Source organism: Flavobacterium sp. CF108 (assembly GCF_900129795.1).
Lineage (GTDB): Bacteria > Bacteroidota > Bacteroidia > Flavobacteriales > Flavobacteriaceae > Flavobacterium.
This window is the reverse complement of the sequence record NZ_FQWW01000004.1, coordinates 442,951-468,864: the sequence shown is the minus strand read 5'-3', so window position 1 is coordinate 468,864 and position 25,914 is coordinate 442,951. Positions and strand designations below refer to the sequence as shown.

Here is a 25,914-nt window from a genome sequence, read left to right as displayed (position 1 = left end):
TTATGTCACAATCCTATACCAAATTATGGACTCATGCAATTTGGGCAACCAAAAATCGTCAGGAATTAATTGATTTTTCAATTGAGAAAACATTGTACGATTTTATTTGGCTAGAGCTGACTGAACTTGGATGTCCCGTTAGAATCATCAATGGAATGCCAGATCATGTGCATGTCTTATTTTTACAAAATCCACAAAAAACTGTTTCAGACATTGTTAAGCAAATTAAAGGAAGTTCTTCTCATTTTATGAATAGAGGAGAATTTATCCTTGAAAAATTTGCTTGGCAAACTGGTTTTGCGGCATTCTCTGTCAGCGAATCCCAGTTAGATGCTGCTTACAATTACATTAAAAATCAAAAGCAACATCATCTTAAGAAAAATGGTCAAGATGAATTTGATGATTTTATAAAATTGCATGGGTTGGGAGATAAATGATTGCTTGATTCAACGATACGTTTCCCGTGGTTGAAACCACGGGCTATATTGAAACCACATGGGCAAAGGAAAAACATAGCCTGTGGTTTCAACCGCGGGAACACAATGAATATCCACAACGATAATACGTTTTACAAGGTTGAACGTTTTGCAGTTTTATATACAATAATAATACCACGCTATAACCATTGTCAATGGTTTTAACTTTAACTGTTGGAATATAGAAATATGCTCATCAATACGTTTCCCGTGGTTGAAACCACGGGCTATATTGAAACAACATGTGCAAAGGAAAAACATAGCCTGCGGTTTTAACCGCAGGAACGCAACGAATATCCACAACGATAATACATCTTGCAAGGTTGAATCTTCGGCTATCTTGAAAAACAATAAAAATACCACGCTATAATCATTACCTATAGTTTCAGTTATTAGCAAAAAAAATACAAATAAAAATGATACTTACTAACAAAATTGAACTCATGGCTCCTGCGGGGAGTTTTGAGTCACTTCAGGCAGCACTAGATAATGGTGCAGATTCTATTTACTTTGGGGTAGAACAACTCAATATGCGTGCGCGTTCAACGGTAAATTTCACAGTAGAAGATTTAAAAGAAATAGCCAATCGCTGCGAAGCAAAAAACGTTCGAAGCTATCTTACTTTAAACACTATTATTTACGATCACGATTTATCAGTCGTAAAAACATTATTGAACAAAGCCAAAGATGTAAACATTACAGCCGTAATTGCATCTGATCAAGCTGTAATTGCAATGGCACGATCAATTGGAATGGAAGTTCATATTTCAACTCAGCTGAATGTAACCAATATCGAAACCATAAAATTCTACAGTTTATTTGCTGATACTATGGTTTTAAGCCGGGAATTGAGCTTACGTCAAGTAAAAAACATTACGGCCCAAATTGAGAAAGAACAGATAAAAGGTCCAAACGGAAATTTGGTAGAGATCGAGATTTTTGGACACGGAGCTTTGTGTATGGCGGTTTCAGGAAAATGTTATTTGAGTTTGCATTCGCATAATTCATCGGCAAATCGTGGTGCGTGCAAACAAAACTGCCGAAAAAAATATACGGTTATCGATCAGGAAACGGGTTTTGAAATCGAACTCGATAACGAATACATGATGTCACCGAAAGATTTATGTACACTGGATTTCTTAGATCAGGTTATAGATTCGGGAATTCAGGTTTTAAAAATTGAAGGCCGCGGCCGTGCGCCAGAATATGTGGCAACAGTTATCAAAACATATCGTGAAGCAATTGATGCGTATTACGAAGGGACTTTCACAAAAGAAAAAATCACATTTTGGATGCAGGCTTTAGAAACTGTTTACAATCGTGGTTTCTGGTCAGGGTATTATTTGGGACAAGAATTAGGCGAGTGGAGTGCTATTCCAGGATCTGCTGCAACACAGAAGAAAGTTTATGTTGGAAAAGGAACACATTATTTCCCGAAAGCCAATGTAGGTCAATTCAAAATTGAAGCTTACGATATTAAAATTGGAGATAAAATTCTGGTAACAGGACCAAGTACAGGCGCTCAGGAAATGATTATCGATGAAATGTTTGTAAACGATCTTGAAGCTGAAAAAGCAACAAAAGGAGATGATTGTACATTTAAACTTCCTTTTAGAATCAGAATGTCGGACAAATTATATAAAATTGTTGAGGCATAATGGTTATTGTTACTTTACAAAGAGATAAATGCATTGGCTGTAATTACTGTGTCGAAATGGATCCGGTACATTTTCAGATGTCAAAAAAAGACGGGAAATCGGTTTTGATTCATTCTGTAAATGCAAAAGGCTTTTTTACATTAAAATCACCAAATCATACAATTGTAGAAAGCTGTGAATTGGCAGCAAAGGCTTGTCCGGTTAAGATCATTACTGTAAAAGAGACTTAGAAAATAATATTATAAAAAAATGAAAACCCATATTTTGCTATTTACAAATATGGGTTTTTAATATTTATTTCAACTCTTTTAATTGTTTCATCTGCGGAATTATTCTATCGTTACAGAAGGTTTAATCTGTATATAATCATGTTTGTTTTCGATCTCTTTGTCTAGAAAAATGATATAATTGCTTAAATAGTTTGATAGATTACGATCTTCAATTATTTGCTGTTCAGCATTATAAAATCGGGTTGAATGCACAAAGTTTTCTAAATCAAGTATTTTTTTAGATTTGAATCTGGGTCTGGTTTGCTCGTCAAATTCCTCAAAGAAAAAAGTACCGGTTTTAGACTTGCCGCTGTCTTTTAAATAATATTGTTTCGGATTAACTACTGGCTGAGATTCATAGATGTATTTATTATCTAATTTAAAAAAAAGAGTGTCCTTTCTTCTATTTTCAATAATTTTCGAATCTTTCTGTATAGGATAGTAAGAGATATATTCTAAACTTTTAGCTTGTATTAGTTGATTGCAATCATCAAAAAAAATCACATATTTATCAGTTAAAGAATCTTTTAATTTCCATTTGTCTACTATTTTATTGGAATTTCCGTCATGATAAAACTTTCTGTTTTCAATATAATCTTTTATGGAGATTATGTTTTTGGGTTTGATGTTTTTTGTTGAAGCAGAATCACCACTAAAAAAAATATAACCGTCAGTATTTGTCTGCCTAAACTGCATTTTTTCAAACGCCAGTTTCTTGTTGTAATTTTCATTTGACAGCTTTAATTCGATCGAAGGAGATACAGTATAATACTTATCTACACTAAAAAATAATGTATCTTTTTTACCATCATTGACTTGAGCAGTCAAACTAACGAAAGGAAGTGTTACTATAAATAATAAATATGTTTTCATGTTTAAAGAATCAATGATTATTTTAAAGATTGATTTACTTAGTTTTTGTCTTAACCGTAAGACAATTTTGACAAGCATACAAAGTTATTCCTAAATTTTTATTGAAGGAAGTATAACGTTTTAAAATTTATAAAATTGTAAGTTAAAGATTTCAAAATAAAACAATCAAAGTACAATAAGCGAATCAACGACAATATTTTTGCTTAATAATCAGTTGTTTAGTCTTTTAACACCCCTTTAGAATTAATCTATAAATAGCCAAATAAAAAAAATACTATCTTTACCGATCAAACGTTTATGAACTTAAGCTGCGCTTTAGCGGCACTACATATATAATTATGGCATGTACAAGTTGTTCAACCTCAGATGGCGGCGCACCAAAAGGTTGTAAAAATAATGGGACTTGCGGCACCGATAGCTGCAATAAATTGACGGTTTTTGACTGGCTTTCTAACATGAGTCCGTCTAATGGAGAGGCGATTTTTGATTGTGTTGAGGTTCGTTTTAAAAACGGACGTAAGGAATTCTTTAGAAATTCAGAAAAATTAACTTTAAGTATTGGTGATATTGTAGCAACTGTTGCTTCACCGGGACATGATATTGGTATTGTTACTTTGACAGGCGAATTGGTAAAAATTCAAATGAAGAAAAAAGGAGTAAATCCGGATAGTAACGAAATTCCTAAAATTTACAGAAAAGCATCTCAAAAAGATATCGACATTTGGTCTGTAGCGCGTGATCGTGAAGAACCAATGAAAGTTCGTGCACGTGAATTGGCGATTCAGCATAAATTGGAAATGAAAATTTCAGATATTGAATTCCAGGGAGACGGATCAAAAGCAACATTTTATTATACAGCAAATGACAGAGTCGATTTTAGACTTTTAATTAAAGATTTTGCAAAAGAATTCAGCACCAGAGTCGAGATGAAACAAGTAGGTTTCCGTCAGGAAGCAGCTCGTTTAGGGGGAATTGGCTCTTGCGGAAGAGAACTTTGCTGTTCAACATGGCTTACAGATTTTAGAAGTGTCAATACATCTGCAGCACGTTATCAGCAATTATCACTAAATCCGCAGAAATTAGCCGGACAATGTGGTAAACTAAAATGCTGTTTAAACTATGAGTTAGACACGTACATGGATGCATTGAAAGATTTTCCGGATTACGACACTAAATTAGTGACCGAAAAAGGAGATGCTGTCTGCCAAAAACAAGATATTTTTAAAGGATTAATGTGGTTTGCCTACACTAATAATTTTGCAAACTGGCACGTTTTAAAAATTGATCAGGTAAAAGAAATTATTGCTGAAAATAAACAAAAAAATAAAGTTTCTTCTTTAGAAGATTTCGCAATCGAAGTTACTTCAGAGCCTGAAAAAGACTTTAATAACGCAATGGGTCAGGAAAGCTTAACACGTTTCGATCAGCCAAAAAGAAAGAAAAAACCAAATCGCAAACGCAAAAATGCTGAAAATGCAGTTGTTGCAGCACCTGAAAAACCAAAACAGGTAAGTAATAACAACAATAATAAACCTGCGGGAGTAAATCCAAATCCGAACCAGCCGCAGAACAAACAAAACAACCCAAATAAACCAAATCATAAGAACAAGCCGAATCCGAATAAAAACAATTCGAACAAGCCAGCTTCAAATGAAAATAAACCAGCTGAACCTAGAAAACCTATAATTATCACAAAAAATGAGAATAAAAAATAGCGTGATTCTTCTTTTGGCGGCGATACTTCTTTTTTCGTGCGATAAAAAAAGAGTATTCGACGAGTACAAATCTGTTGGAAGTGCATGGCACAAAGACAGCGTTGTAACCTTTGACCTGCCAGTTTTAGATTCTACCAAAAAGTACAATTTGTTTGTAAATTTGAGGGATAACAACAATTATCCTTTCAATAATTTATTTTTAATTGTGGCTATTGAAACACCAAGTGGTTTTACTAAAGTGGATACTTTAGAGTACCAAATGGCAAACCCTGACGGAACATTAATGGGAAATGGTTTTTCTGATATTAAAGAAAGTAAGCTTTTTTACAAAGACAATGTAACGTTTAAAGGAAAATACAAAGTTCATATCAAACAAGCTGTTAGAGAATCAGGTAAAATTCCTGGTGTTGAGGCTTTAGAAGGTATTACAGACGTAGGTTTTAGAATAGAACAAAAAGATTAGAAAAATAGTTATGGCTGCTAAAAAAAACAATCAAACCAATACCGTAAAGGATATTAATTATTACAAAAAGAAATTCTGGAGAATTTTTGCCTATTCACTTTTAGGCGTTCTGGCTTTCTTTTTATTTGCCTCTTGGGGATTTTTCGGTTCAATGCCTTCCTTTGAAGACTTAGAAAACCCGGATTCTAATTTGGCTACTGAGATTATTTCTTCAGATGGAGTTGTAATTGGTAAATATTTCAAAACCAACAGATCTCAGCTTAAATACTCTGATTTACCAAAAAGCTTAGTTGAAGCTTTAGTCGCTACCGAAGATGCTCGTTTCTACGAACATTCTGGAATTGACGGACGTGGAACCTTAAGAGCGGTTTCTAGTTTAGGAACAAACGGTGGAGCGAGTACATTAACACAACAGCTTGCAAAACAATTATTTCACGGAGAAGGTTCAAAATTTCTTCCTTTTAGAATTGTACAAAAAATAAAAGAATGGATTATCGCCATTCGTCTGGAAAGACAATATACTAAGAATGAAATCCTTGCCATGTACTGCAACGTATATGATTTCGGGAATTATTCTGTTGGAGTAAGTTCTGCGGCGCAGACTTATTTCTCAAAAGATCCAAAAGATTTAACCATGGACGAATCGGCTATTTTAGTTGGAATGTTCAAAAACTCAGGATTATACAATCCGGTTAGAAATCCGGAAGGAGTAAAAAACCGTCGTAATGTGGTGCTTTCGCAGATGGCAAAAGCAAAAATGATTACAGAAGCTGAAAAAGAAAGATTACAAGCTTTACCAATTGCATTAAAATTCAAACTTGAAAGCCACCGCGAAGGAACAGCTACTTATTTTAGAGAATATCTTCGTGATTATATGAAAAAATGGGTAACTGAAAACAAAAAACCAGACGGATCTGATTATGATATTTACAAGGATGGTTTGAAAATCTATACAACCATCGATTCGAGAATGCAATCTTATGCAGAAGAAGCCGTTTCTGAACACATGAAAAATTTACAACAGCAATTTTTTATTGAAATGAAAAACAATAAAAATGCGCCTTTTGTAAATATTACCCAAGCAGAGACAGAAAGAATCATGATGCAGGCCATGAAAAATTCTGACCGTTGGGCTCAAATGAAAGATGCCGATAAAAGCGAAGATGATATTATTGCTTCTTTCAAAGTAAAAACAAGAATGCGTGTATTTACATGGAAAGGAGAGCGTGATACCATCATGACTCCATTAGATTCTATTCGTTATTACAAACACTTTTTACAATCAGGATTAATGGCAATGGAACCACAAACCGGTAACATTAAAGCTTGGGTTGGGGGAATCAATTACAAATATTTCCAATACGATCACGTAGGTCAGGGAGCAAGACAAGTAGGTTCTACATTTAAACCTTTTGTTTATGCAACTGCCATCGAAGAATTAAATATGTCTCCTTGCGACTCTATTCTTGACGGACCTTTTATGATTCATAAAGGGCGCCACCACGTAACAGAAGATTGGGAGCCAAGAAACTCTGATAACAGATACCGCGGAATGGTAACCTTAAAACAAGGTTTAGCAAACTCTATCAATACAGTTTCTGCTAAATTAATTGACAGAACTGGTCCAGAAGCTGTTGTAGATTTGACTAGAAAGTTAGGTGTAAAAACGGAAATTCCAGTACAACCTTCAATCGCATTAGGAGCAGTAGATATTACAGTTGAAGATATGGTTGCCGCATATAGCACATTTGCAAACCAAGGAGTTTATGTAAAACCTCAGTTTTTAAGCCGAATTGAAAATAAAAGCGGCGAGGTTATTTACGAACCAATTCCTGAATCTCACGACGTTTTAAATAAAGATATTGCCTTTGCCGTAATCAAATTATTAGAAGGTGTAACCGAAACCGGTTCTGGAGCGCGTTTACGTACGCAGGGTGGTGGAAGTGGAGATAACCGTTGGACAGGATATCCATACATGTTCAAAAACCCAATTGCTGGTAAAACAGGAACAACACAAAACCAGTCAGACGGTTGGTTTATGGGAATGGTTCCAAACTTAGTAACCGGAGTTTGGGTAGGATGTGAAGATCGTTCGGCACGTTTTAAAAGCTTAACTTACGGACAAGGTGCAACGGCAGCGTTACCTGTTTGGGCTTATTTCATGAAACTTTGTTATAAAGATGAAAACCTTCAAATCTCAAAATCAGAATTTGAACGTCCGGCAAATCTTTCTATAAAAGTAGATTGTTACCAAAGACCAGCTGTAGTGAAAGATACAACGCAGACAGAACAAAATACAGACGAATTTGAACTATAGTTTAAGTTTGGTTTTTTAAATAATAAACCCTCTTGTGGTCTTCTAAGTCTGGAAGAATACAAGAGGATTTTTTTTTGGAATACGATCGGCTTTATTTTTAAGCTTTATAAAACATATTTTCAATACTCCGTTAGGAGTTAAATATCGGTAGCAAGAAGTAATGATAAGATTTCAAAAGTGTCCCGTAGGGACTACATCTTTTTAAGATTCTTGATAAACTTCACATATAATCCCTACGGGACAAAAAAAATATTACTACTAATAAATATTCTACCCATATTTAATCTCTACGAGATATATTTTTATGTGTTTATAATTAATCGTAACTAACAACTAATTTTAAATTTATTTTTTACGAAATCGATATAATTCAATCTAAAAATCTTATTTTTATCAAAAATATTACAGTAATAAAGACCATTTGTTATGATAACAAAAAAAGTTAATAATGTTCAGGATGCTATTGCAGGAATTGAAACCGGAATGACAGTTATGTTTGGCGGATTTGGTTTATGCGGAATTCCGGAAAATACAATTGCAGCATTGGTAAACACTCAAATTTCAGATTTAACTTGTATTTCAAATAATGCAGGTGTAGATGATTTTGGTTTAGGATTGCTTTTGCAAAAGAAACAGATTAAAAAAATGATCTCCTCTTATGTGGGTGAAAATGCCGAGTTTGAACGCCAGATGCTTTCGGGAGAATTGGAAGTTGAATTAACGCCGCAAGGAACTTTGGCAGAAAGATGCCGCGCCGCTCAAGCCGGAATTCCTGCCTTTTTTACTCCAGCCGGTTACGGAACTGAAGTTGCAGAAGGAAAAGAAGTTCGTGAATTCAACGGTAAAATGCACATTATGGAAGAAGCTTTCAAAGCTGACTTCGCCATTGTAAAAGCATGGAAAGGTGATGAAGCCGGAAACCTTATTTTTAAAGGAACAGCCAGAAACTTTAATGCTTGTATGGCTGGTGCCGGAAAAATTACCATTGCCGAAGTTGAAGAACTGGTTCCCGTTGGAACTTTAGATCCAAATCAAATTCATATTCCGGGAATTATGGTACAGCGTATCTTTCAGGGAGAAAAATTTGAAAAGAGAATTGAACAGCGAACTGTAAGACAGAGAGCGTAATTAGATAATGAGATAATTTGTTAATTAGATAATTATAACCATTATCTAATTATCAAATTTCTAATTGACACATAAAAAAATATGGCACTTAGTAAAGAAGATATAGCGAAGAGAATTGCAAAAGAAGTTAAAGATCGATATTTTGTAAACCTTGGAATTGGAATTCCAACTTTGGTTGCGAATTATGTTCGGGAAGATATTGCCGTTGAATTTCAAAGTGAAAACGGAGTTTTAGGAATGGGACCTTTTCCTTTTGCCGGAGAAGAAGACGCTGATATTATCAATGCAGGAAAACAAACCATTACAACATTGCCGGGAGCAAGTTTCTTTGATTCCGCTTTTAGTTTCGGAATGATCCGAAGCCAAAAAGTAGATTTAACGATTTTAGGCGCAATGGAAGTTTCTGAAAACGGAGATATCGCAAACTGGAAGATTCCGGGAAAAATGGTAAAAGGAATGGGAGGTGCAATGGATTTAGTGGCTTCCGCCGAAAATATAATCGTTGCGATGATGCACGTGAACAAAGCAGGAGAATCTAAAATCTTAAAAAAATGTACTTTGCCACTAACAGGCGTAGGATGCGTTAAAAAGATTGTAACAGAACTTGCAGTTCTAGAAGTAACAGAAAAGGGTTTTAAGCTCTTAGAACGAGCGCCAGGTATTTCTGTGGAGCATATTATCGCTTCAACCGAAGCAGATTTGATAATTGAAGGTGAAATTCCCGAAATGGAGATCTGATTTTAATCTTCCAATTAATTTATATAAAAGAGAATCTTCATTATTGAAGATTCTCTTTTTTTATCCTTTGAGACTAAATAACAAGTAATCTTTATTTAGTTTTGCTGTGAATTAAAAAAAACACATTTGGAAAAGTTTGAAATAGATATTAAATGGGGAAGCTATTTTTTTATAGCAAATATGACCATTTCGATTATAATAGTGTTGTTAATGTTTTTAATTAATAGCTACAGTTTAGTATATCATCTATCAGACTTTCTTATACCACTTTTTATCGTTCAACTGATTTATTTTACTATTAAAGCTGTAAGGGAAAATAATAAATATGATTTAAATAAAGGTTTTCGAAAGATTTTTGTGTTTGTTAGACTTTTGGTTTTCTATTACTTATTGGTTATGTTTCCAAATGCAACAACAAATAATTCGGATAGTTCGATTTTCTTCTTATTTCTTCCTTATAGAAAAAAGGATATTTCAGAATTAGTCGAAGATTATTCAGATCAAGATGATGATATTACCTTGAAAGAGTTTATTGTTAGATTAAAAAGAAAATTTTCCAGAGTATAACCATTTGTTCATATATAAGAAATAAAAAAAACCGCCCAAAAAGGCGGTTTTTTTATTTCTATTTTGACCTATTTAAAGCCTTTTGTCTGTATTTCAGTACATTAAAAATAATTGATATGTTAATTTTCGGACAATTTAGCTGCTGAATTCTTATACTTTGTTATATAAAAGTTAAATTTATGTAAAAAATGTTGCATTTTATCGATTAACGGCAAATTTCATCGATTATCTAACAAAATTAAAATACTTTTATCTCAAATTTAAGTATTTACTTACTTTAATTGATTTCAAAAATTATTTTTAACCAAACTAAAACCCCCACTTATTATGAAAAAAAAATTACCAAAGATTATTGTGACCGCAATTGTTCTTAGTTTTTCTTTTTCTGCCTTTGCACAAGTCCAAAAAGATGACAAACGTGTAGAGGAGAAAAGCGTTTCAGAAAACGGACAGCCGAACTTAATTAAGTTTAATGAACTTTCAAGTTATAAAAGTTCAGAATCACAAAAGGTTTTTAAAGAACAATTAGGTTTAAAAGATTCTCAATCCTTCACAAAAATTAAAACAGAATCGGATAAACAAGGTTACACGCATGAAAAATTTCAATTGTATGAACAAGGAATTAAAGTAGAATTTGCTAATTATACTTTGCATTCAAAAGATGGAAAATTAGTTTCGATGAACGGTGAATTCTATAACATTGAAAATGTGAAACTTGCTCCGTCACTTTCTGCGCAAGATGCTTTTAATAAAGCATTGGGTTATACCCGCGCAACCGAATACCTTTGGGACAAACCGCAAGACGCACGCGAACTGGGTTATGAAAAACCAAAAGGAGAACTGGTTCTGCTTCCGGATATGGAACAGCAAGGTCAAAAAAGAGGAAGCGATAAAGTTCGTTTAGCTTATAAATTTGACATTTATGCGACAAAACCATTAAGCCGCGGAGATCTTTACATTGATGCTGAAACTGGAAAAGCATTGTTTTATAATGCCACTATAAAACACTTGAACGACAATGTTCACGGAAGTAAGGTTTCAAATTCTGCTAAAAATGAAGCCGCTTCAAAAATGGCATTCGTTGCAGCGAATGCAGCAACACGTTACAGCGGAACGCAGACCATTCAAACTACGTTAAACGGTTCATCTTATATTTTACTGGATGGTACTCGTGGTTTAGGAATCCAAACCTATAATTCTGCGAGAACGGCGACTTATCCAACAACAAATTTTTCTGATGTAGATAATAACTGGATAGAATATAACAACACCAACAAAGACAATGGAGCACTTGATGCACATTGGGGAGCTGAAATGACATATGATTATTGGTCAGCTGTTCATGGAAGAAACAGTTTTGACAATGCTGGTGCAAAAATTAAAAGCTACGTGCATTATAATTTAATTGCTGCTGGATATTCAAGCAATAATAATGCTTTCTGGAACGGAAGTGTTATGACTTACGGAGATGGAAGCGGTACCGGAGGATTCGATATTTTAACTTCACTTGACGTTGCAGGTCACGAAATAGGTCATGCCGTATGTACTTATACAGCAAACTTAGCGTACCAAAAAGAGTCTGGAGCTATGAACGAAGCTTTCTCTGATATTTGGGCAGCTTGTATTGAATATCATTCAGCGCCAACAAAATCAATCTGGCTGGTTGGTGAAGATATTGAAAGAAGAAGCGGGCATGTAGCATTGCGTTCTATGAGCGATCCAAATGCAGAAGGGCAGCCGGATACTTACGGAGGAACGAATTGGGTTAATGTAAACTGTACACCAACAAACAATAACGACCAATGTGGAGTTCATACGAATTCTGGAGTTTTAAACCATTGGTTTTATATCTTATCAGTAGGTAAATCAGGAACGAATGATATTGGAAACGCTTACAATGTAACTGGAATCACTATTGATAAAGCAGAAAAAATTGCTTTCCGTTTAGAAGATTTCTATTTAGGAGCAAACTCAACTTATGCTAATGCAAGAACTTACGGAATACAATCGGCTATAGATTTATACGGAGCTGGTTCTGCAGAAGTTATTGCAACAACAAATGCATTTTACGCAGTAGGAGTTGGAGCTGCATATTCTGGAGGAGGTTCTGATACAATTGCACCATCTGCACCAACTAGTTTAGCAGCTTCTGGAACAACTGGAACTACTACAAACTTAACTTGGACAGCTTCTACAGATAATGTAGCCGTTACCGGATATGATATTTACCAAGGAACAACGCTAAAAGGTTCTTCAACTACAACTTCATACACAGTAACTGGATTAACACCTTCAACAGCTTATACTTTCAGCGTAAAAGCTAAAGATGCTGCCGGAAATATTTCTGCAGCAAGTAATACAGTAAACGTAACCACAACAACAACTTCTGTAACATATTGTTCATCTCAAGGAAACGACGCAACTGATGAAAGAATTGGTAAAGTTGTTTTCGGAACAATCAATAATACTTCTACAGCAACAACAGGTTACGAAAACTATAGTGCTATTTCTACAAATGCAGCAAGAGGAACTGCCTATACTATTACAATTACACCAACTTGGACATCAACTGTTTATAATGAAGGATACGGAGTATTCATCGATTATAACCAAGATGGAGATTTTTCAGATTCTGGAGAAACGGTGTGGACAAAAACAGCATCAAAAACAACTCCGGTAACAGGGACAATTACAATTCCGGCTACAGCAGCTTTAGGAACAACTAAATTAAGAGTTTCTTTGAAATATAATGGAGTTCCAACTGCTTGTGAAAGTTTCTCTTACGGACAAGTTGAAGATTACTCTATAAACATTACAGCTTCTGGAACAGTTGCAGCAGAAGAAATCACAGCAGGATTAGTTGAAACTACTGCACCGGCTGGTTTTGCAGTGTATCCAAATCCGGTTGAAAGCGAATTAAACGTTTCAATTTCAGAAGAAAATGGGTATTCATATAAAATCTTAAATTCATTAGGACAGCAGCTTGGTTCAGGACAAGTTGCAGGTGCAATTGATGTAAGTAAATTAAGTACAGGAATTTATCTTATCGAATTAAATAACGGCGATAAGAAAATCGTGAAAAAATTTGCTAAAAAATAAAAACCCGAATTAGTAGATAAGAGGCCTCGCAATTTGCGGGGCTTTTTTCTTTTTTTACCGCAAATGGCGCAGAGATTTTTAACGCAGAGAGCGCTAAGGTTTTTCGCAAAGTTTGCAGAGGTTTTTTTTAAGCTTTATGAAAGAATCTCGCAAAGTCGCAAAGTCGCAAAGTAAAAAGGCTTTAGCCAAACAGTAATTTGTTTGGCTAAAGCCCTTTTGTGTAATCTCTTATCCTTCCTCCAGCTAAAGCAGGAGGCAATTAATAAAAACTTTGCGACTTTGCGAGATTCTTTCATTCAGAAATAAAAATCCCTACGAACTTTGCGAAAAACCTTAGCGCTCTCTGCGTTAAAATTCTACAAACTAAAACTCATTCTTCCGAAATAGTAAGCTCCAGTAGTTCCCATTTGAACTGGTGCATATTTAAACACTCCGAAATAACTATTCTCATAAATTTGTTTATCCGGGAAAACATCAAATAAGTTATTTGCGCCCAAAGCAAACTGAAGTTTTGGCGTTATTTTATAAGCAATTGTCAAATCAGTAACCACTTTTCCGTTGTGTCTTTGGATTCCTCCAAAAGGGAAACCATCACGAACAACCTCACCAAAATAAGTATTTCTCAATAAAAAGTTCCATTTGTCGATATTGTAGTTTACAGCAAATGTTCCTTTATGTTTAGGCGTATTCGATTCGATCAAACTTCTTTCCTGCGGACCGTAATACACATCTTCCTGACCAATAAATATCGACGGAATATTGTTCAATTGATTATCAACCTGGTTGTTGTTGTAATTATACAATAACGAAAGATTCAGTTTACCACGTCCGGCATTTAAATCATAATCGATAACAACGTCAAGACCATTTGTAGTAGTATTAATTGCATTTGTAAAGAAACGACCTGTTTGCGCGCCATATTGAGCAAACAAATTACGAAGTTCAGGAACAGGTTCTCCATATGCATCATTTCCTAAATTTCCAGTTAAGATAATTCTGTTATCAATTCTGATATGGTAATAATCAGCCGTAATATGCAATTGTTTAGTTGGAGAAAAAACAACACCAGCACTATAATTTCTCGAAGTTTCTTCTTTCAATTTCGGAATTCCAAGTTGTTTCGCCACATCACTATCATTTCTAAAAATACCCGAATTCAAAAGTTCCCCGTCAACAACATCTGTTGCGATATTATTGAAATATTGCTGATGCAGAGAAGGCGCTCTAAAGCCGGAACTGATCGCTCCACGAACAAAAAGATTGTCCAGAATTTTATATCTCAGAGATAATTTTCCATTAATAGTATTTCCAAAATCAGTATAATCTTCATAACGTCCGGCAATTCCAACCAAGAATTTATCCGTAATATCAGCTTCAACATCAGCATAAACGCCCACGCTGTTTCTGTCTTCGTTCACTTCATTCAAAGGAGAAAACCCAGGAAAAGATTGTGCGCCGCCGTTGATATAAGAAGCTTCTTCACCGGGAACAATTTTGTATTTTTCATATCTGTATTCAGCACCAAAAGCAACATTCAATCCGCTGAAAATATCTTTATACAATCTCGAAATATCTGCATTTACAGTATTTTGAAGAAAAGAATGATTTCCCGCTCTAAATTCTGTTGGGCTTGCATCTCCTAAAGAAAAGTTGTTTGTGTTTGAAACATCATAAACAAATTTGTTTTCACCAATAGTATTGCTCAAATCCAGTTTCCATTCGCCAAATTTAAATTTGAAACCAAAAGATGACGAAAGATCTGTTACAACAGAGTTCAATTCAGGCTGAAATCCAAATGGAAAAATAGAAGCCACAACACTTTCAGTTTCACTTGGTAAACGTCTAAAACCGTACCCCGTTCCTTTTCTGTGGCTCACACCTCCCGAAGCATAAAATTCGATTTGATCGTTTAACGGAATTGAAGCATTAAAAAAACCTTGTAAATTCTGGATTTTAGCATCACCAATCTGGAAATTGAAATCATCACGCTTTAAACCATTTTGAGCTAACAAATTATCATCAATTTGACGTGACTGAGCCGGATCATCTGCATATTCATAAGCAAAGAAATTTCCTTGTGCCGATTGATCAAAAATAATAAGATTATGATTTTGAGAACGATTCGTTTTTTGGCGATCATTAAATTCACCAGTAAAATTGATAAAACCGCCTTTGTTTCCAATTTTTGTTCCATAATTCAGGTTTAAATTGGTCGTTTGTCCATCATCTCTCGATGTCGAACCATAAGTAGCATTTGCTTCTAAACCGGCATTATCTTTCAAAATCAAATTTATAACTCCCGCAATAGCATCAGATCCATATTGTGCCGCAGCTCCATCACGCAAAACTTCAATTCGTTTAATTGCCGAAGCTGGAATCGCACTCAAATCTGTACCAACAGAACCGTTTCCAACCGTATTTTGATAATTTACCAAAGAAGTTGTATGTCTTCTTTTTCCATTAATTAAAACCAAAACCTGATCTGGTCCTAAACCTCTTAAAGAGGCCGGATCGATATGTTCTGTACCATCTGCAGAAGATTGTCTGTTTGAATTAAAAGACGGAATCAAATAAGTTAAAATATCATTTGTTGTAGTCTGAGGTGTTGTATTTCTGATTTTTGCCAGATTTACAACATCAACAGGAACTGCTGTTTCTAATTTGCTTTTCTTTGGGTTTCTGCTTCCAACAACCACAATTTCATCTAAACTATTATTTTCTAAAACCAGCTGAATATCTACAAAATGATCTTTTGTCACAATTTCTCTGGTTTGATAGCCAAATAGCGATACAATAAGTGTTGGATTATTTACAGGAGATTGAATTTTAAATCTCCCTAACGCATCGCTTGCAGTACTTATTTGAGAACCTTTTACAAGAATTGTCGCAAATTCTAACGGAATTCCTGTTTCGGTTGTAATGGTTCCGTTGATTTCATGATTTTGGGCAAAAAACAAACTGCTCGACAAAGTGAGAACGAGAGTTATAATAAATTTTAGTTGGTTTCTCATAATAAAATGGTTTGAAATAAAAGAAAGGCAAAAATAAATTACCTACTATTTATATAGGATAAAGAATAAAATGCAAATGTAATTGTAAAAAACTAAAATCAATTTATATAATCTTGTTTTTTCTAAGATATGCATATCAATTTTTGGTTTTAATGAAATATCTTTGCGTAAATTTAAAAAGAGAAAAAATGAAATTAAGAGTATTACTTTTTTTGCTTGCTATTACATTTAATGGTTTTTCGCAAAATAATGTATTGGTTTTTCAATCAGATTTTGGTTTGAAAGATGGAGCAGTTTCTGCCATGAAAGGTGTTGCAATGGGTGTTTCAACCGATTTGAAAATATTTGACTTAACACACGAAATTCCGGCTTTTAATATTTGGGAAGCAGCATATCGTTTGTCTCAGACTGCTCAATATTACCCAACGGGAACTGTTTTTGTTTCGGTTTGTGATCCGGGAGTTGGTACTGCAAGACATTCAGTAGTTTTATTGACAAAATCAGGGCATTATTTTGTAACTCCGGATAACGGAACTTTGACTTTAATTGCAGAACAATTAGGAATTCAGGAAGTTCGTGAAATCGATGAGGTAAAAAACCGTCGTCAAAATTCAAATGAATCGTATACGTTTCACGGACGTGATGTATATGCTTTTACCGGAGCACGTTTAGCATCAAAAACAATTACTTTTGAAGAAGTTGGACCAAAATTACCAAGTGAAGTAGTTAAAATTGATTACCAAAAACCAGTATTTGAAAACGGCGTTATAAAAGGCGGAATTCCAATTCTGGATATTCAATACGGAAACGTTTGGACAAATATTGATAAAAAGACTTTTGCTAATCTTGATTTAAAAGCAGGGGATTTTGTTAAAATCCAGATTTTTAACGGAACTAAAAGAGCTTACGAAGGAAAGCTAAAACTGGTAAATACTTTTGGAGAAGTTCCGGTAGGAACTGATGTTACATATTTCAATAGTCTTTTGAACTTTTCATTGGCCGTAAATCAAGGCAGTTTCTCAGCAAAACATAAAATTTACAGCGGAGCAGACTGGAGTATTTTGTTAAGCAAATAAGCTCAAGTTATTTTTATATAAAAAAAGAAAAACCGCTCAATCGAGCGGTTTTTTTATAAAACTTTGCGACTCCGCGTCTTTGCGAGATTAAAACGGCAAACTTAGCGTAAATCTTTGCGTTTAAAACCTAGTTCAAATTGAAAGAAGCTCCTAAACTAAAAGTAACTTGATTGTTTAAATGATCGAACATATCTTTCTCATTACTATATTTTGCAATTGGAAAACCAAGTTCTGTAAACACACCAAATCCGTCAGTAAAAAAGTAACGTCCGCCAATGTGTCCTCCAAAGTTACGTAAACCTAAACTTAAACCCGGGTAAACATCTAATTGTTCAACACCAATAACGCTGCTTAAATTAGCATTAATTCTAGCTTTTGCATCAAAACGATCTTGAAATTCTGGTTTGTGATCAGTGTAGTAAGTTGGGCCTCCGTGGTAGAAACCATTAAAATTATCTACTCCAAGTAAATAACTAGAAACAAATCCGAAAGAGAAATTTTCTCCTAAACCAAAATCAATAGACCCCTGAATTCCTGAACCTCCATCTTGTAAATTAGCACCTACGTTTACTCTCATATCGCCTTTACCTGTAAAAGCTTTCTGCGCATGAATAAATCCGAATGATACTAAAAACAATAATGTAATAACTTTTTTCATAATTTAAATATTAATTATTTTGCTGTGCAAATTTAGTTTTTTACATATTAATTCCTACCTTTTTCGTTAGAATACAATTCATTTAACGGTTCGCTTTGCCAGAATTCCTTGGTATTCACATTCATAATCGTTAACGGACCTTTAAAAGCAGCGCCAGTATCTACATTCCAAACGCAGGCTTTGTTTATGGGCACCGTTTCTCCAATTCTGGTAACCGGAGTGTGACCAATATAAATTTCTTTATAAACTGTAAATCGCTTCGGATAATATAAATCATCAGGTTTTAAATTCGGGTCTAAAGCCAATGCAGATTCCCAAAGTGTTCTGTCCCAATAAAATAATTTTGGAAAGTATTCCCAGACAACGCCATTTAAATTCGTAAATCCAGCATGAACAAAAAGGCGGTTTTCATCATCCAGATAATAATCTTTCAGCGATTCAAAAAAAGCGATATGTTCTTTTTTTCGTTCCGGTGAAATTTTAGAATATCCTTCAACAGTAGCTTTTCCGCCATGTTTATACCACATTTCTTCATCCAGATCTTCATGTCTGTTCTCCAGCCAGTCCAATGCCAGCTGATCATGATTTCCTCTAATGCAAATACAGTTTTGTTTGGTTTTAAGGTCGATTAAAAAATCAATAACTTCTGCCGACTGGCTCCAGCCGTCAACATAATCGCCTAAAAATATAAGAGTATCTTGTGTAGTAACTTCGGCTCTTTTCAACACTTGCTCAAGTGCGAGTAATCCTCCGTGTATGTCGCCTATAACAAATGTTCGCATTGTTTAATATTTCGAGTAAACTACAAAAATAATTAAAATGATTTGTTTGAACTCATTTAGTTGTTAATCTTTAAAAATTGATACTATTTATAACTATTGGCAGCGTTCTTTTTATTGCTTTACTGTTTAAATTTGCATAATGTCAGAGATGCCAACATATCGAAAAATTATCCATATTGATATGGATGCTTTTTATGCTTCGGTAGAGCAGATGGATAATCCTGCTTTGCGCGGAAAACCTGTTGCTGTTGGCGGCTCAGAAAATAGAGGAGTAGTTTCGGCCGCAAGTTACGAAGCCAGGAAATTTGGCGTTCGCAGTGCTATAAGCGGAGTTTTGGCAAAAAAATATTGTCCCGAAATTATTTTTGTCCGACCGAGATTTGACCGCTACAAAGAGATTTCTTCTAAAATCCATAAAATCTTTCACGAATACACAGATTTAGTAGAGCCGCTTTCGCTGGATGAAGCTTATCTTGATGTAACCCAAAATAAAAAAGGAAATCCAAGCGCCAGTTTATTAGCAAAGGAAATAAGGCTTCGAATTTTAAATGAAGTTGGGCTTACAGCCTCAGCAGGAATTTCTGTAAATAAGTTTGTAGCCAAAATTGCCAGCGATGTCAATAAACCAAACGGACAAAAAACGGTAAATCCAGATGAAATTATACCTTTTTTGGAAGAATTACCCATTCGAAAATTCTATGGAGTTGGAAAAGTTACAACTGAAAAAATGTACCAGCTTGGAATTTTTACCGGACTGGACCTCAAGGGGAGATCGCTGGAATTTCTGGAGAAACATTTCGGAAAATCAGGTACTTTTTATTATAAAGTAGTTCGGGGAATTCACAATAGTGAAGTAAAACCATATCGAGTTACAAAATCTGTAGCTGCAGAACATACTTTTGATGTCAATTTATCTTCGGAAATATTTATGCTCGAACAGCTTGATAGAATTGCGGTTTCATTAGAAAAAAGATTAAAAAAACACAACATTTCCGGTAAAACAGTTACGCTTAAAATCAAATACAGCGACTTTACCCAGCAGACAAGAAGTAAAACGCTGCCTTATTTTATTTCAGATAAAAGTTTGATTATGGAGATTGTGGAAGAACTGCTTTATCAGGAAAAAATGAAAGATTCTGTTCGTTTGCTCGGAATTTCGCTCAACAATTTGAATAACGAAGAAAAAAAGGCTGTTGTAGTACAACTAAAGTTTGCATTTTAAATTTAGAAAAGTTTTAGTAAAATTTTACTAAATGAGGTTTTCCCGTAATTCATTTTGTAACTTTAATTGTAACTTTGAGAGAAAAGATTTCAAAAAATTCATTTAATATGAAAAAGAATAACTCTGAAGAAACAGCAAACCGGAGTTGGTTGCCTATTTTGGCCTTAGATCTTCATTATGAGTATTTAAATGAATTGAAGGCGGTTTTTGCCGACATGAAAAAGCTAAATAAAATCTCAAATCAATTTACCTGGAACGATAAAAACCTTAAAATCGAAGAAAGAATCAAAGATGAAGTAGTGCTTATTACTGATTTAGATTTAAAAATCGTCTTTGCCTCCAACAGAATCAAAAGAATGACGGGATATTATGAAGAAGAAATTTTAGGTAAAACGCCTAAAATGTTTCAAGGCCCTGAGACTTGTAAAACTGTTTTAAAAGAAATTCAGGAAGCAATAAAACTGCAAGAACCGTTTAAGAAAACCATCCAAAACTATAAAAAAGACGGCAGAAGTTATAAATGCAGCATGGATGCAGCTCCAATTTATAATTTGAAAGGAGAGCTCTCGCATTTTATAGCTTTTGAAAAAGAAGATAAAAGCGCTTAGTTTTTAAATGCCACAAAGACACTAAGACGTGAAGAAATTTTAAGCAAAACATAAAATAAAAACCGCCCAATGAGGCGGTTTTTATTTTAAAAAATCTTTGTGTCTTAGTGCCTTTGTGGCAAAAACTTATAAATTTTCAAAGAAATCATTTCCTTTATCATCGGTGATAATAAAAGCAGGAAAATCTTTTACGGTGATTTTACGAACGGCTTCCATCCCTAATTCTTCAAAATCAACAACTTCAACTTTTAGGATATTGTCTTGTGCCAAAATAGCAGCCGGACCTCCAATAGAACCTAAATAGAATCCGCCGTATTTATTGCAGGCATCTGTAACTTGTTTAGTACGGTTTCCTTTGGCAAGCATAATCATGCTTCCACCATGTTTTTGGAATTCATCCACATAAACGTCCATACGTCCGGCAGTTGTTGGTCCAAAACTTCCCGAAGCCATTCCTTCCGGAGTTTTTGCCGGTCCTGCATAATATACCGGATGGTTTTTAAAATATTCCGGCATTGGTTTTCCGGCATCCAGTAATTCTTTAATTTTTGCGTGTGCAATATCACGGGCAACAATTACAGTTCCGTTTAGTTTTAAACGGGTTTTGATAGGATATTGAGATAATTTAGCCAAAATGTCTGCCATTGGCTGATCTAAATCAACTTCAACCGGAGCTTCTAAATGCGGAGCTGTTTCTGGTAAAAACTGTTTTGGATTTACTTCTAACTGCTCAACGAAGATTCCGTCTTTTGTAATTTTTCCTTTGATATTTCTATCGGCAGAACAAGAAACCCCTAATCCAACCGGACAAGAAGCAGCGTGACGGGGTAAACGAATTACGCGAACGTCATGCGTGAAATATTTTCCTCCAAATTGAGCTCCAATTTCACTTTCCTGACAGATTTTTTGAACTCGTGCTTCCCATTCTAAATCACGAAATGCCTGACCCGCCATATTTCCAGAAGTTGGTAAGTGATCATAATATCCTGCAGATGCTTTTTTAACGGCACTTAAGTTTGCTTCAGCAGAAGTTCCGCCAATAACCAAAGCCAAGTGGTAAGGAGGGCAAGCCGAAGTTCCTAAATCTTTGATTTTTGCTCTTACAAAAGCATCCATTGATTTATCGTTTAATAGCGATTTGGTCTGTTGATATAAGTAAGTTTTATTTGCAGAACCACCGCCTTTTGCCATAAATAGAAATTCGTATGAAGTTCCTTTTTTAGCATAAATATCAATTTGTGCAGGAAGATTTGAACCTGAGTTTTTCTCTTCAAACATCGAAATTGGAACGATTTGAGAATAACGTAAATTACGTTTTTGGTACGTATTGAAAATACCACGGCTTAACCATTCAGCATCATCAACACCTGTAAAGATGCTTTCGCCTTTTTTAGCCATTACGATCGCAGTTCCGGTATCCTGACAGCTTGGTAACTGACCTTCGGCCGCAACAGAAGCATTTTGAAGTAAATTGTATGCCACAAAACGATCATTGTCTGTCGCCTCAGGATCGTCAAGAATGTTTCTTAGTTTTTGCAAATGTGTCGTTCTAAGCATGAACGAAACATCGGTTAAGGCTTCTTCAGCCAGTAATTCTAAACCTTTTGGATCAACGGTTAAAACTTCGCGTTCTCCAAATTGTTCCACTTTTACAAAATCAGAAGTAATTTTGCGGTACTGCGTATCATCCTTTAAAATTGGGTAAGGATCTTGGTATATAAAATCAATCATTTCTTTGTTTTTTTACAAAGTTAGAAATTATTTACCTAAGAAAGAATTTGAATAAGGGGCTTGTATGTGCTTATTATATTTAAACTGGACTTCAGTCCAGTTTAGATTGATATGATGTAATTATATTAAATTTTCAAAAAGGCATCTCTCATCAAATTTAGCATCGTGTTTATTTAAAAAAGAAGAATATTCATCTTTGAAAGTTTGTTTTTTATGATGCTCTTCTTGATTTTCAATATATTTATAGACAGCATCAATGTGGGATTTACTATATGAAAAAACGCCATAACCTTCCTGCCATTCAAATTTGTATTTTGTCAATTGATGATCATTGATGTATTTTGAAGATTTCCCTTTTACAACTTTCATCAAATCTGAAACGGAAACGGTTGGTTTAAGAGCTAGAAGACAATGAACATGATCTTCGGTTCCGTTTACTATTATGGTTTTGCAGCCAGTTTCATTTATTAAATTTCCTATTACGCTTAATATTTTAGATTTACATTCGTTTGTAATAAGTGCTTCTCTATATTTAACTGCAAAAACGGCTTGTATATAAATTTGATGAAAAGTGTTTGACATTTTATATTATTAACGATTAAAAATTCGCTATAAATATATAAATTTTCTTACAAATAAATAAATTCTTTCATCATGTTATATTTAAATTGGACTGAAGTCCAGCCCTACAAAATGAATCGTTCCTTTGGAACTTTACATCTATATCTTGGTTAATGCTATAGAAATGAATGAAGTCCAGCTCTACAAATAGTTTTTTCCAAAACTGGAAAAAAGAGCCAACGGCTCAAACCATATTGTAGGGCTGGACTTTAGTCCAGTTTATGTATAAAGAAGAATCGTATTTAATACGTTTTTAAAAAAACCAGGTCGCCACAAAAATTGCCGTAATCACACAAATAAGATCCACTAAAAGCATAGTACCTAAAGCATAACGGGTATTTTTGATATTAACTGAACCAAAATAAACTGCGATTACATAAAAAGTACTTTCGGCACTGCATTGAAAAATACTGCTCAGTCTCGCCGTTAAAGAATCGGCACCAAAAGTATTCATCGAATCGATTAAGAATCCACGGGAACCAGCAGAACTAAAAGGACGAAGCATAGCAACAGGCAACGCATTCGTGATTTCTTTACTTACTCCCATATTTGAAAAGACAAAAGCAATTCCGTCACTGATAATTTCAAATAAACCGCTGTTTCTGAATAAAGAAATAGCTACCAGCATGCCCAAAACATAAGGGAAAATCGTTACTCCGGTTTTAACACCATTATTTGCACCAACAACAAAAGTGTCAAAAACAGTTGTATTAGCCTCGCTGAATTTCTTTTCGTTTTTGAAAGAGAATATCAAAGTAAAAGCAATAATGGCAATTAAAATTAATCCCGAAAGGTTAGAAGTAAAATAGTTTTTTCCAATTAAGTCCAAATGATTAACATACATCAGCAAACCAACAATGGCGGCAATTAATCCCATTAAGACGATAAGAAGAGAAGCGCTTTTGAAATTGATTTTTTGTTTAATTCCCACAATTAAAAATGCAGCAATAGTTCCGATGAAAGAAGTAATAATACAAGGCAGCATAACATCGGCAGGATTGCTTGCATTTGCAGCAGCGCGATATCCAATAATTGAAGTTGCGATTAAAGTTAAGCCCGAAGCATGAAGACACATAAACATGATTTGCGCATCGCTCGCTTTGTCTTTATCGGGATTTATTTCCTGTAAACTTTCCATGGCTTTCAATCCAAATGGTGTTGCTGCCGAATCTAATCCCAAGAAATTGGCAGCAAAATTCAAAGTCATGTAGGATATTGAAGGGTGATTTTTAGGAATACTTGGAAACACTTTTACAAAAACCGGACTCAATAGTTTAGCCAGATTTCCAGAAGCTCCGGAAACGATTAAAAGTTCCATTAATCCGCAAAAGAAAGCCAAATAAGCAATAAGCGGCAGAATTAAATCAACTAAAGTGCTTTTACAAGTTGGCAGTAAACCATCAGATTTTTGAAGACCGCTGTAAATTTTTACAGTTTTGCTTTTGTAAACATAAGTCGTGTCGGCATTAAGCGTATCACGATTGATAATCATGGTTTGATCCGGCGCTTTTTTTATACTGTCTTTAATGAAAGCCGGAAGTTCATGAATATATTTTTCAGAAACTAAAACAGGATCATCTTTCTTTCCATTTAAAACAGAATCAATCGTATAAGTATTGGCAGTAAATAAACTGACTACAATAAAAACAATCGAAGAAATAAAAATAACTAACCAAAATCTACTTAATACCATAATGCTATTTTTTTGTAAATGTAATTATTTAGGCAGAATATGCACAAAGATTTTATTCCACAAAGGAGAAGTATTTCTAAGAAAGTGCAGACTTTTAGTGAAATTTTAAATTATTCGATAAAAATTTTAGTTTCTAAGTAGTTTTCAAAAGCTTTAATTCCTTCAAACAGAATTTCTTTTTTAGAATCTTCGGGTTCATTAAAAAACTCCGTTTCGATTTTGGCGTGATCTTTTTTGAAGGTCCGTTTCCATATTCCGATAACCTTTCCATTTTCAAGAATTATCGGTTTAAAGATGCCATTATTGGTAAAAACTCTATTTTGATGTTCTGATAAAAAAGAAGCTTCTCTGGTTTTATAAGAAATCAAAATTTCATCAAAAGCGGGAAGAAAGTGAATGTTTTCCTTGAAGTTAACCTTTTTAATATTTTGATTTACAAAGTAATAATTTTGATTTTCAATTTCAACAAATTCTAATTGCAACTTAATTGCATCAATAGTTTTTTGACATATAGTAGGCGGAAAACCTGACCACCACGAAAAATCAAGCAAAGTTGCCGGACCGTGACTTTCAAAATAACGTTTGGCTAGTTTTGCCAAACCTTCTTCTTTTGTTAATTGCGTTTTAGGTTTTTTAACTCGTTCTTCAAGTAATGCATATGTGATTTTTTTACCCTTCATTCTGCCGTTACAAACCAAACCATCTTGTTCAGCATGCATCATAATGGCAGCACTTAGAAAATCTTCTTTTGAAGTTTTTTTAATACCGAGTTCCTGCATAATTTCATCCCGGGTCAAATGATTGTTTCCAGATAATAGCTTTTCGATAGCATTATTAGCCTGATCCAGTTTCTTTTCATCAAAATCAAATTTTTTAGCTCCGGATATAGTCATTCTTTTTATTTGTGGTCCGGCAAGATCTAACATCCAGTAAATATCTTCGGCTGCAACAAAGTGCCAGGTTGGGCGTAAAATATGAGTTCTTATTATTTGGGCCGAGTTTACAGCTTCTTCAATTTCTTTTTCAGATGCATCACAACGGGAACCAATCGCCCATTTTGCCATTGCATAATCCTGAGCCTGCATAGCGCCAAAATGGTGCACAATTTCCTGAGGAGAACATTTGTCTGTTTTATACAGCTTCTGCGAAACAAGACGATGATGTGAAATTTCCGAATGTGTCATCTTTAATATTTTATTAAACCATATA

The 25,914-nt window shown here is 34.5% G+C and carries 21 protein-coding genes; 13 read left to right on the top strand and 8 right to left on the bottom strand.

What is annotated here, in order from left to right; all coding sequences use genetic code 11:
- Positions 1–2: 2 nt before the first annotated feature.
- From tnpA (BUE10_RS13710) to BUE10_RS13700, 3 genes are all read left to right on the top strand, one after another.
- On the top strand, positions 3–437 hold the full coding sequence (gene tnpA / locus BUE10_RS13710; protein WP_073485939.1) for an IS200/IS605 family transposase: 435 nt from the start codon (positions 3–5) through the stop codon (positions 435–437).
- 455 nt (positions 438–892) lie between these two features.
- Positions 893–2,134: a peptidase U32 family protein gene (locus tag BUE10_RS13705; protein WP_073485937.1), complete on the top strand. Its 1,242-nt coding sequence runs from the start codon at positions 893–895 to the stop codon at positions 2,132–2,134.
- Positions 2,134–2,364: a ferredoxin gene (locus BUE10_RS13700; protein WP_042563582.1), complete on the top strand. Its 231-nt coding sequence runs from the start codon at positions 2,134–2,136 to the stop codon at positions 2,362–2,364. Before BUE10_RS13705 ends, BUE10_RS13700 begins: the two co-directional genes overlap by 1 nt.
- A 99-nt stretch (positions 2,365–2,463) precedes the next feature.
- On the opposite strand, the gene BUE10_RS13695 is transcribed toward BUE10_RS13700, so the two are convergent.
- A complete protein-coding gene (locus BUE10_RS13695; protein WP_073485935.1) occupies positions 2,464–3,276 on the bottom strand; it encodes a hypothetical protein in 813 nt (270 codons plus the stop codon).
- Between the two features lie 338 nt (positions 3,277–3,614).
- Between BUE10_RS13695 and BUE10_RS13690 the strand changes: the two genes are divergently transcribed.
- The 7 genes from BUE10_RS13690 to BUE10_RS13660 all read left to right on the top strand — a co-directional run bounded on the left by BUE10_RS13690 (position 3,615) and on the right by BUE10_RS13660 (position 13,303).
- Positions 3,615–4,991 (top strand): PSP1 domain-containing protein, encoded by a 1,377-nt coding sequence (locus BUE10_RS13690; RefSeq protein WP_073485933.1) that lies wholly within the window; start codon positions 3,615–3,617, stop codon positions 4,989–4,991.
- On the top strand, positions 4,975–5,454 hold the full coding sequence (locus BUE10_RS13685) for a gliding motility lipoprotein GldH (RefSeq protein WP_073485931.1): 480 nt from the start codon (positions 4,975–4,977) through the stop codon (positions 5,452–5,454). The genes BUE10_RS13690 and BUE10_RS13685 overlap by 17 nt, the downstream gene beginning before the upstream one ends.
- Before the next feature lie 10 nt (positions 5,455–5,464).
- Positions 5,465–7,771, top strand: coding sequence for a penicillin-binding protein 1A (locus BUE10_RS13680; protein WP_073485929.1), 2,307 nt, complete (start codon positions 5,465–5,467; stop codon positions 7,769–7,771).
- Between the two features lie 426 nt (positions 7,772–8,197).
- Positions 8,198–8,899: a CoA transferase subunit A gene (locus BUE10_RS13675; RefSeq protein WP_056199682.1), complete on the top strand. Its 702-nt coding sequence runs from the start codon at positions 8,198–8,200 to the stop codon at positions 8,897–8,899.
- An 81-nt stretch (positions 8,900–8,980) separates the two neighbouring features.
- Positions 8,981–9,637 carry a CoA transferase subunit B gene (locus BUE10_RS13670; protein WP_073485927.1) on the top strand — a complete coding sequence of 219 codons (657 nt, stop codon included), beginning with the start codon at positions 8,981–8,983 and terminating at the stop codon, positions 9,635–9,637.
- A 126-nt stretch (positions 9,638–9,763) separates the two neighbouring features.
- Entirely contained in the window at positions 9,764–10,204 is a 441-nt protein-coding gene (locus BUE10_RS13665) for a hypothetical protein (RefSeq protein WP_073485926.1), read from the top strand.
- Positions 10,205–10,531: 327 nt separating this feature from the next.
- Positions 10,532–13,303 carry a M4 family metallopeptidase gene (locus BUE10_RS13660; protein ID WP_073485924.1) on the top strand — a complete coding sequence of 924 codons (2,772 nt, stop codon included), beginning with the start codon at positions 10,532–10,534 and terminating at the stop codon, positions 13,301–13,303.
- 356 nt (positions 13,304–13,659) lie between these two features.
- Here BUE10_RS13660 and BUE10_RS13655 read toward each other — a convergent pair whose 3' ends face one another.
- On the bottom strand, positions 13,660–16,314 hold the full coding sequence (locus BUE10_RS13655; RefSeq protein WP_073485922.1) for a TonB-dependent receptor: 2,655 nt from the start codon (positions 16,312–16,314) through the stop codon (positions 13,660–13,662).
- Positions 16,315–16,502: 188 nt separating this feature from the next.
- On the opposite strand from BUE10_RS13655, the gene BUE10_RS13650 reads away from it, so the two are divergent.
- Positions 16,503–17,390, top strand: a complete 888-nt coding sequence (locus tag BUE10_RS13650; protein ID WP_083598095.1) for an SAM hydrolase/SAM-dependent halogenase family protein — start codon at positions 16,503–16,505, stop codon at positions 17,388–17,390.
- Positions 17,391–17,517: 127 nt separating this feature from the next.
- Here BUE10_RS13650 and BUE10_RS13645 read toward each other — a convergent pair whose 3' ends face one another.
- Together BUE10_RS13645 and BUE10_RS13640 are read right to left on the bottom strand one after the other, a co-directional pair.
- Positions 17,518–18,048, bottom strand: coding sequence for a DUF6646 family protein (locus BUE10_RS13645; RefSeq protein WP_073485918.1), 531 nt, complete (start codon positions 18,046–18,048; stop codon positions 17,518–17,520).
- Positions 18,049–18,095: 47 nt separating this feature from the next.
- The gene (locus BUE10_RS13640) at positions 18,096–18,830 is read right to left on the bottom strand and encodes a metallophosphoesterase family protein (protein WP_073485916.1); all 735 of its coding nucleotides are present in this window, start codon (positions 18,828–18,830) and stop codon (positions 18,096–18,098) included.
- 139 nt (positions 18,831–18,969) lie between these two features.
- Here BUE10_RS13640 and dinB point away from each other — a divergent pair, with 139 nt between their 5' ends.
- Both dinB and BUE10_RS13630 read left to right on the top strand, forming a co-directional pair.
- Complete coding sequence (gene dinB / locus BUE10_RS13635) at positions 18,970–20,052, top strand: DNA polymerase IV (protein WP_073485914.1); 1,083 nt, start codon at positions 18,970–18,972, stop codon at positions 20,050–20,052.
- Between the two features lie 107 nt (positions 20,053–20,159).
- Positions 20,160–20,660, top strand: a complete 501-nt coding sequence (locus tag BUE10_RS13630; RefSeq protein WP_073485912.1) for a PAS domain-containing protein — start codon at positions 20,160–20,162, stop codon at positions 20,658–20,660.
- Positions 20,661–20,786: 126 nt separating this feature from the next.
- Here the strand turns inward: BUE10_RS13630 and BUE10_RS13625 are convergent, their stop codons facing one another.
- The 4 genes from BUE10_RS13625 to BUE10_RS13610 all read right to left on the bottom strand — a co-directional run bounded on the left by BUE10_RS13625 (position 20,787) and on the right by BUE10_RS13610 (position 25,889).
- Complete coding sequence (locus BUE10_RS13625; protein WP_073485910.1) at positions 20,787–22,391, bottom strand: fumarate hydratase; 1,605 nt, start codon at positions 22,389–22,391, stop codon at positions 20,787–20,789.
- Between the two features lie 120 nt (positions 22,392–22,511).
- On the bottom strand, positions 22,512–22,973 hold the full coding sequence (tnpA, locus tag BUE10_RS13620; protein WP_073485908.1) for an IS200/IS605 family transposase: 462 nt from the start codon (positions 22,971–22,973) through the stop codon (positions 22,512–22,514).
- 292 nt (positions 22,974–23,265) lie between these two features.
- The gene (locus BUE10_RS13615; RefSeq protein ID WP_073485906.1) at positions 23,266–24,705 is read right to left on the bottom strand and encodes a nucleoside recognition domain-containing protein; all 1,440 of its coding nucleotides are present in this window, start codon (positions 24,703–24,705) and stop codon (positions 23,266–23,268) included.
- Between the two features lie 110 nt (positions 24,706–24,815).
- The gene (locus BUE10_RS13610; RefSeq protein WP_073485904.1) at positions 24,816–25,889 is read right to left on the bottom strand and encodes a winged helix DNA-binding domain-containing protein; all 1,074 of its coding nucleotides are present in this window, start codon (positions 25,887–25,889) and stop codon (positions 24,816–24,818) included.
- Between the last annotated feature and the right edge of the window lie 25 nt (positions 25,890–25,914).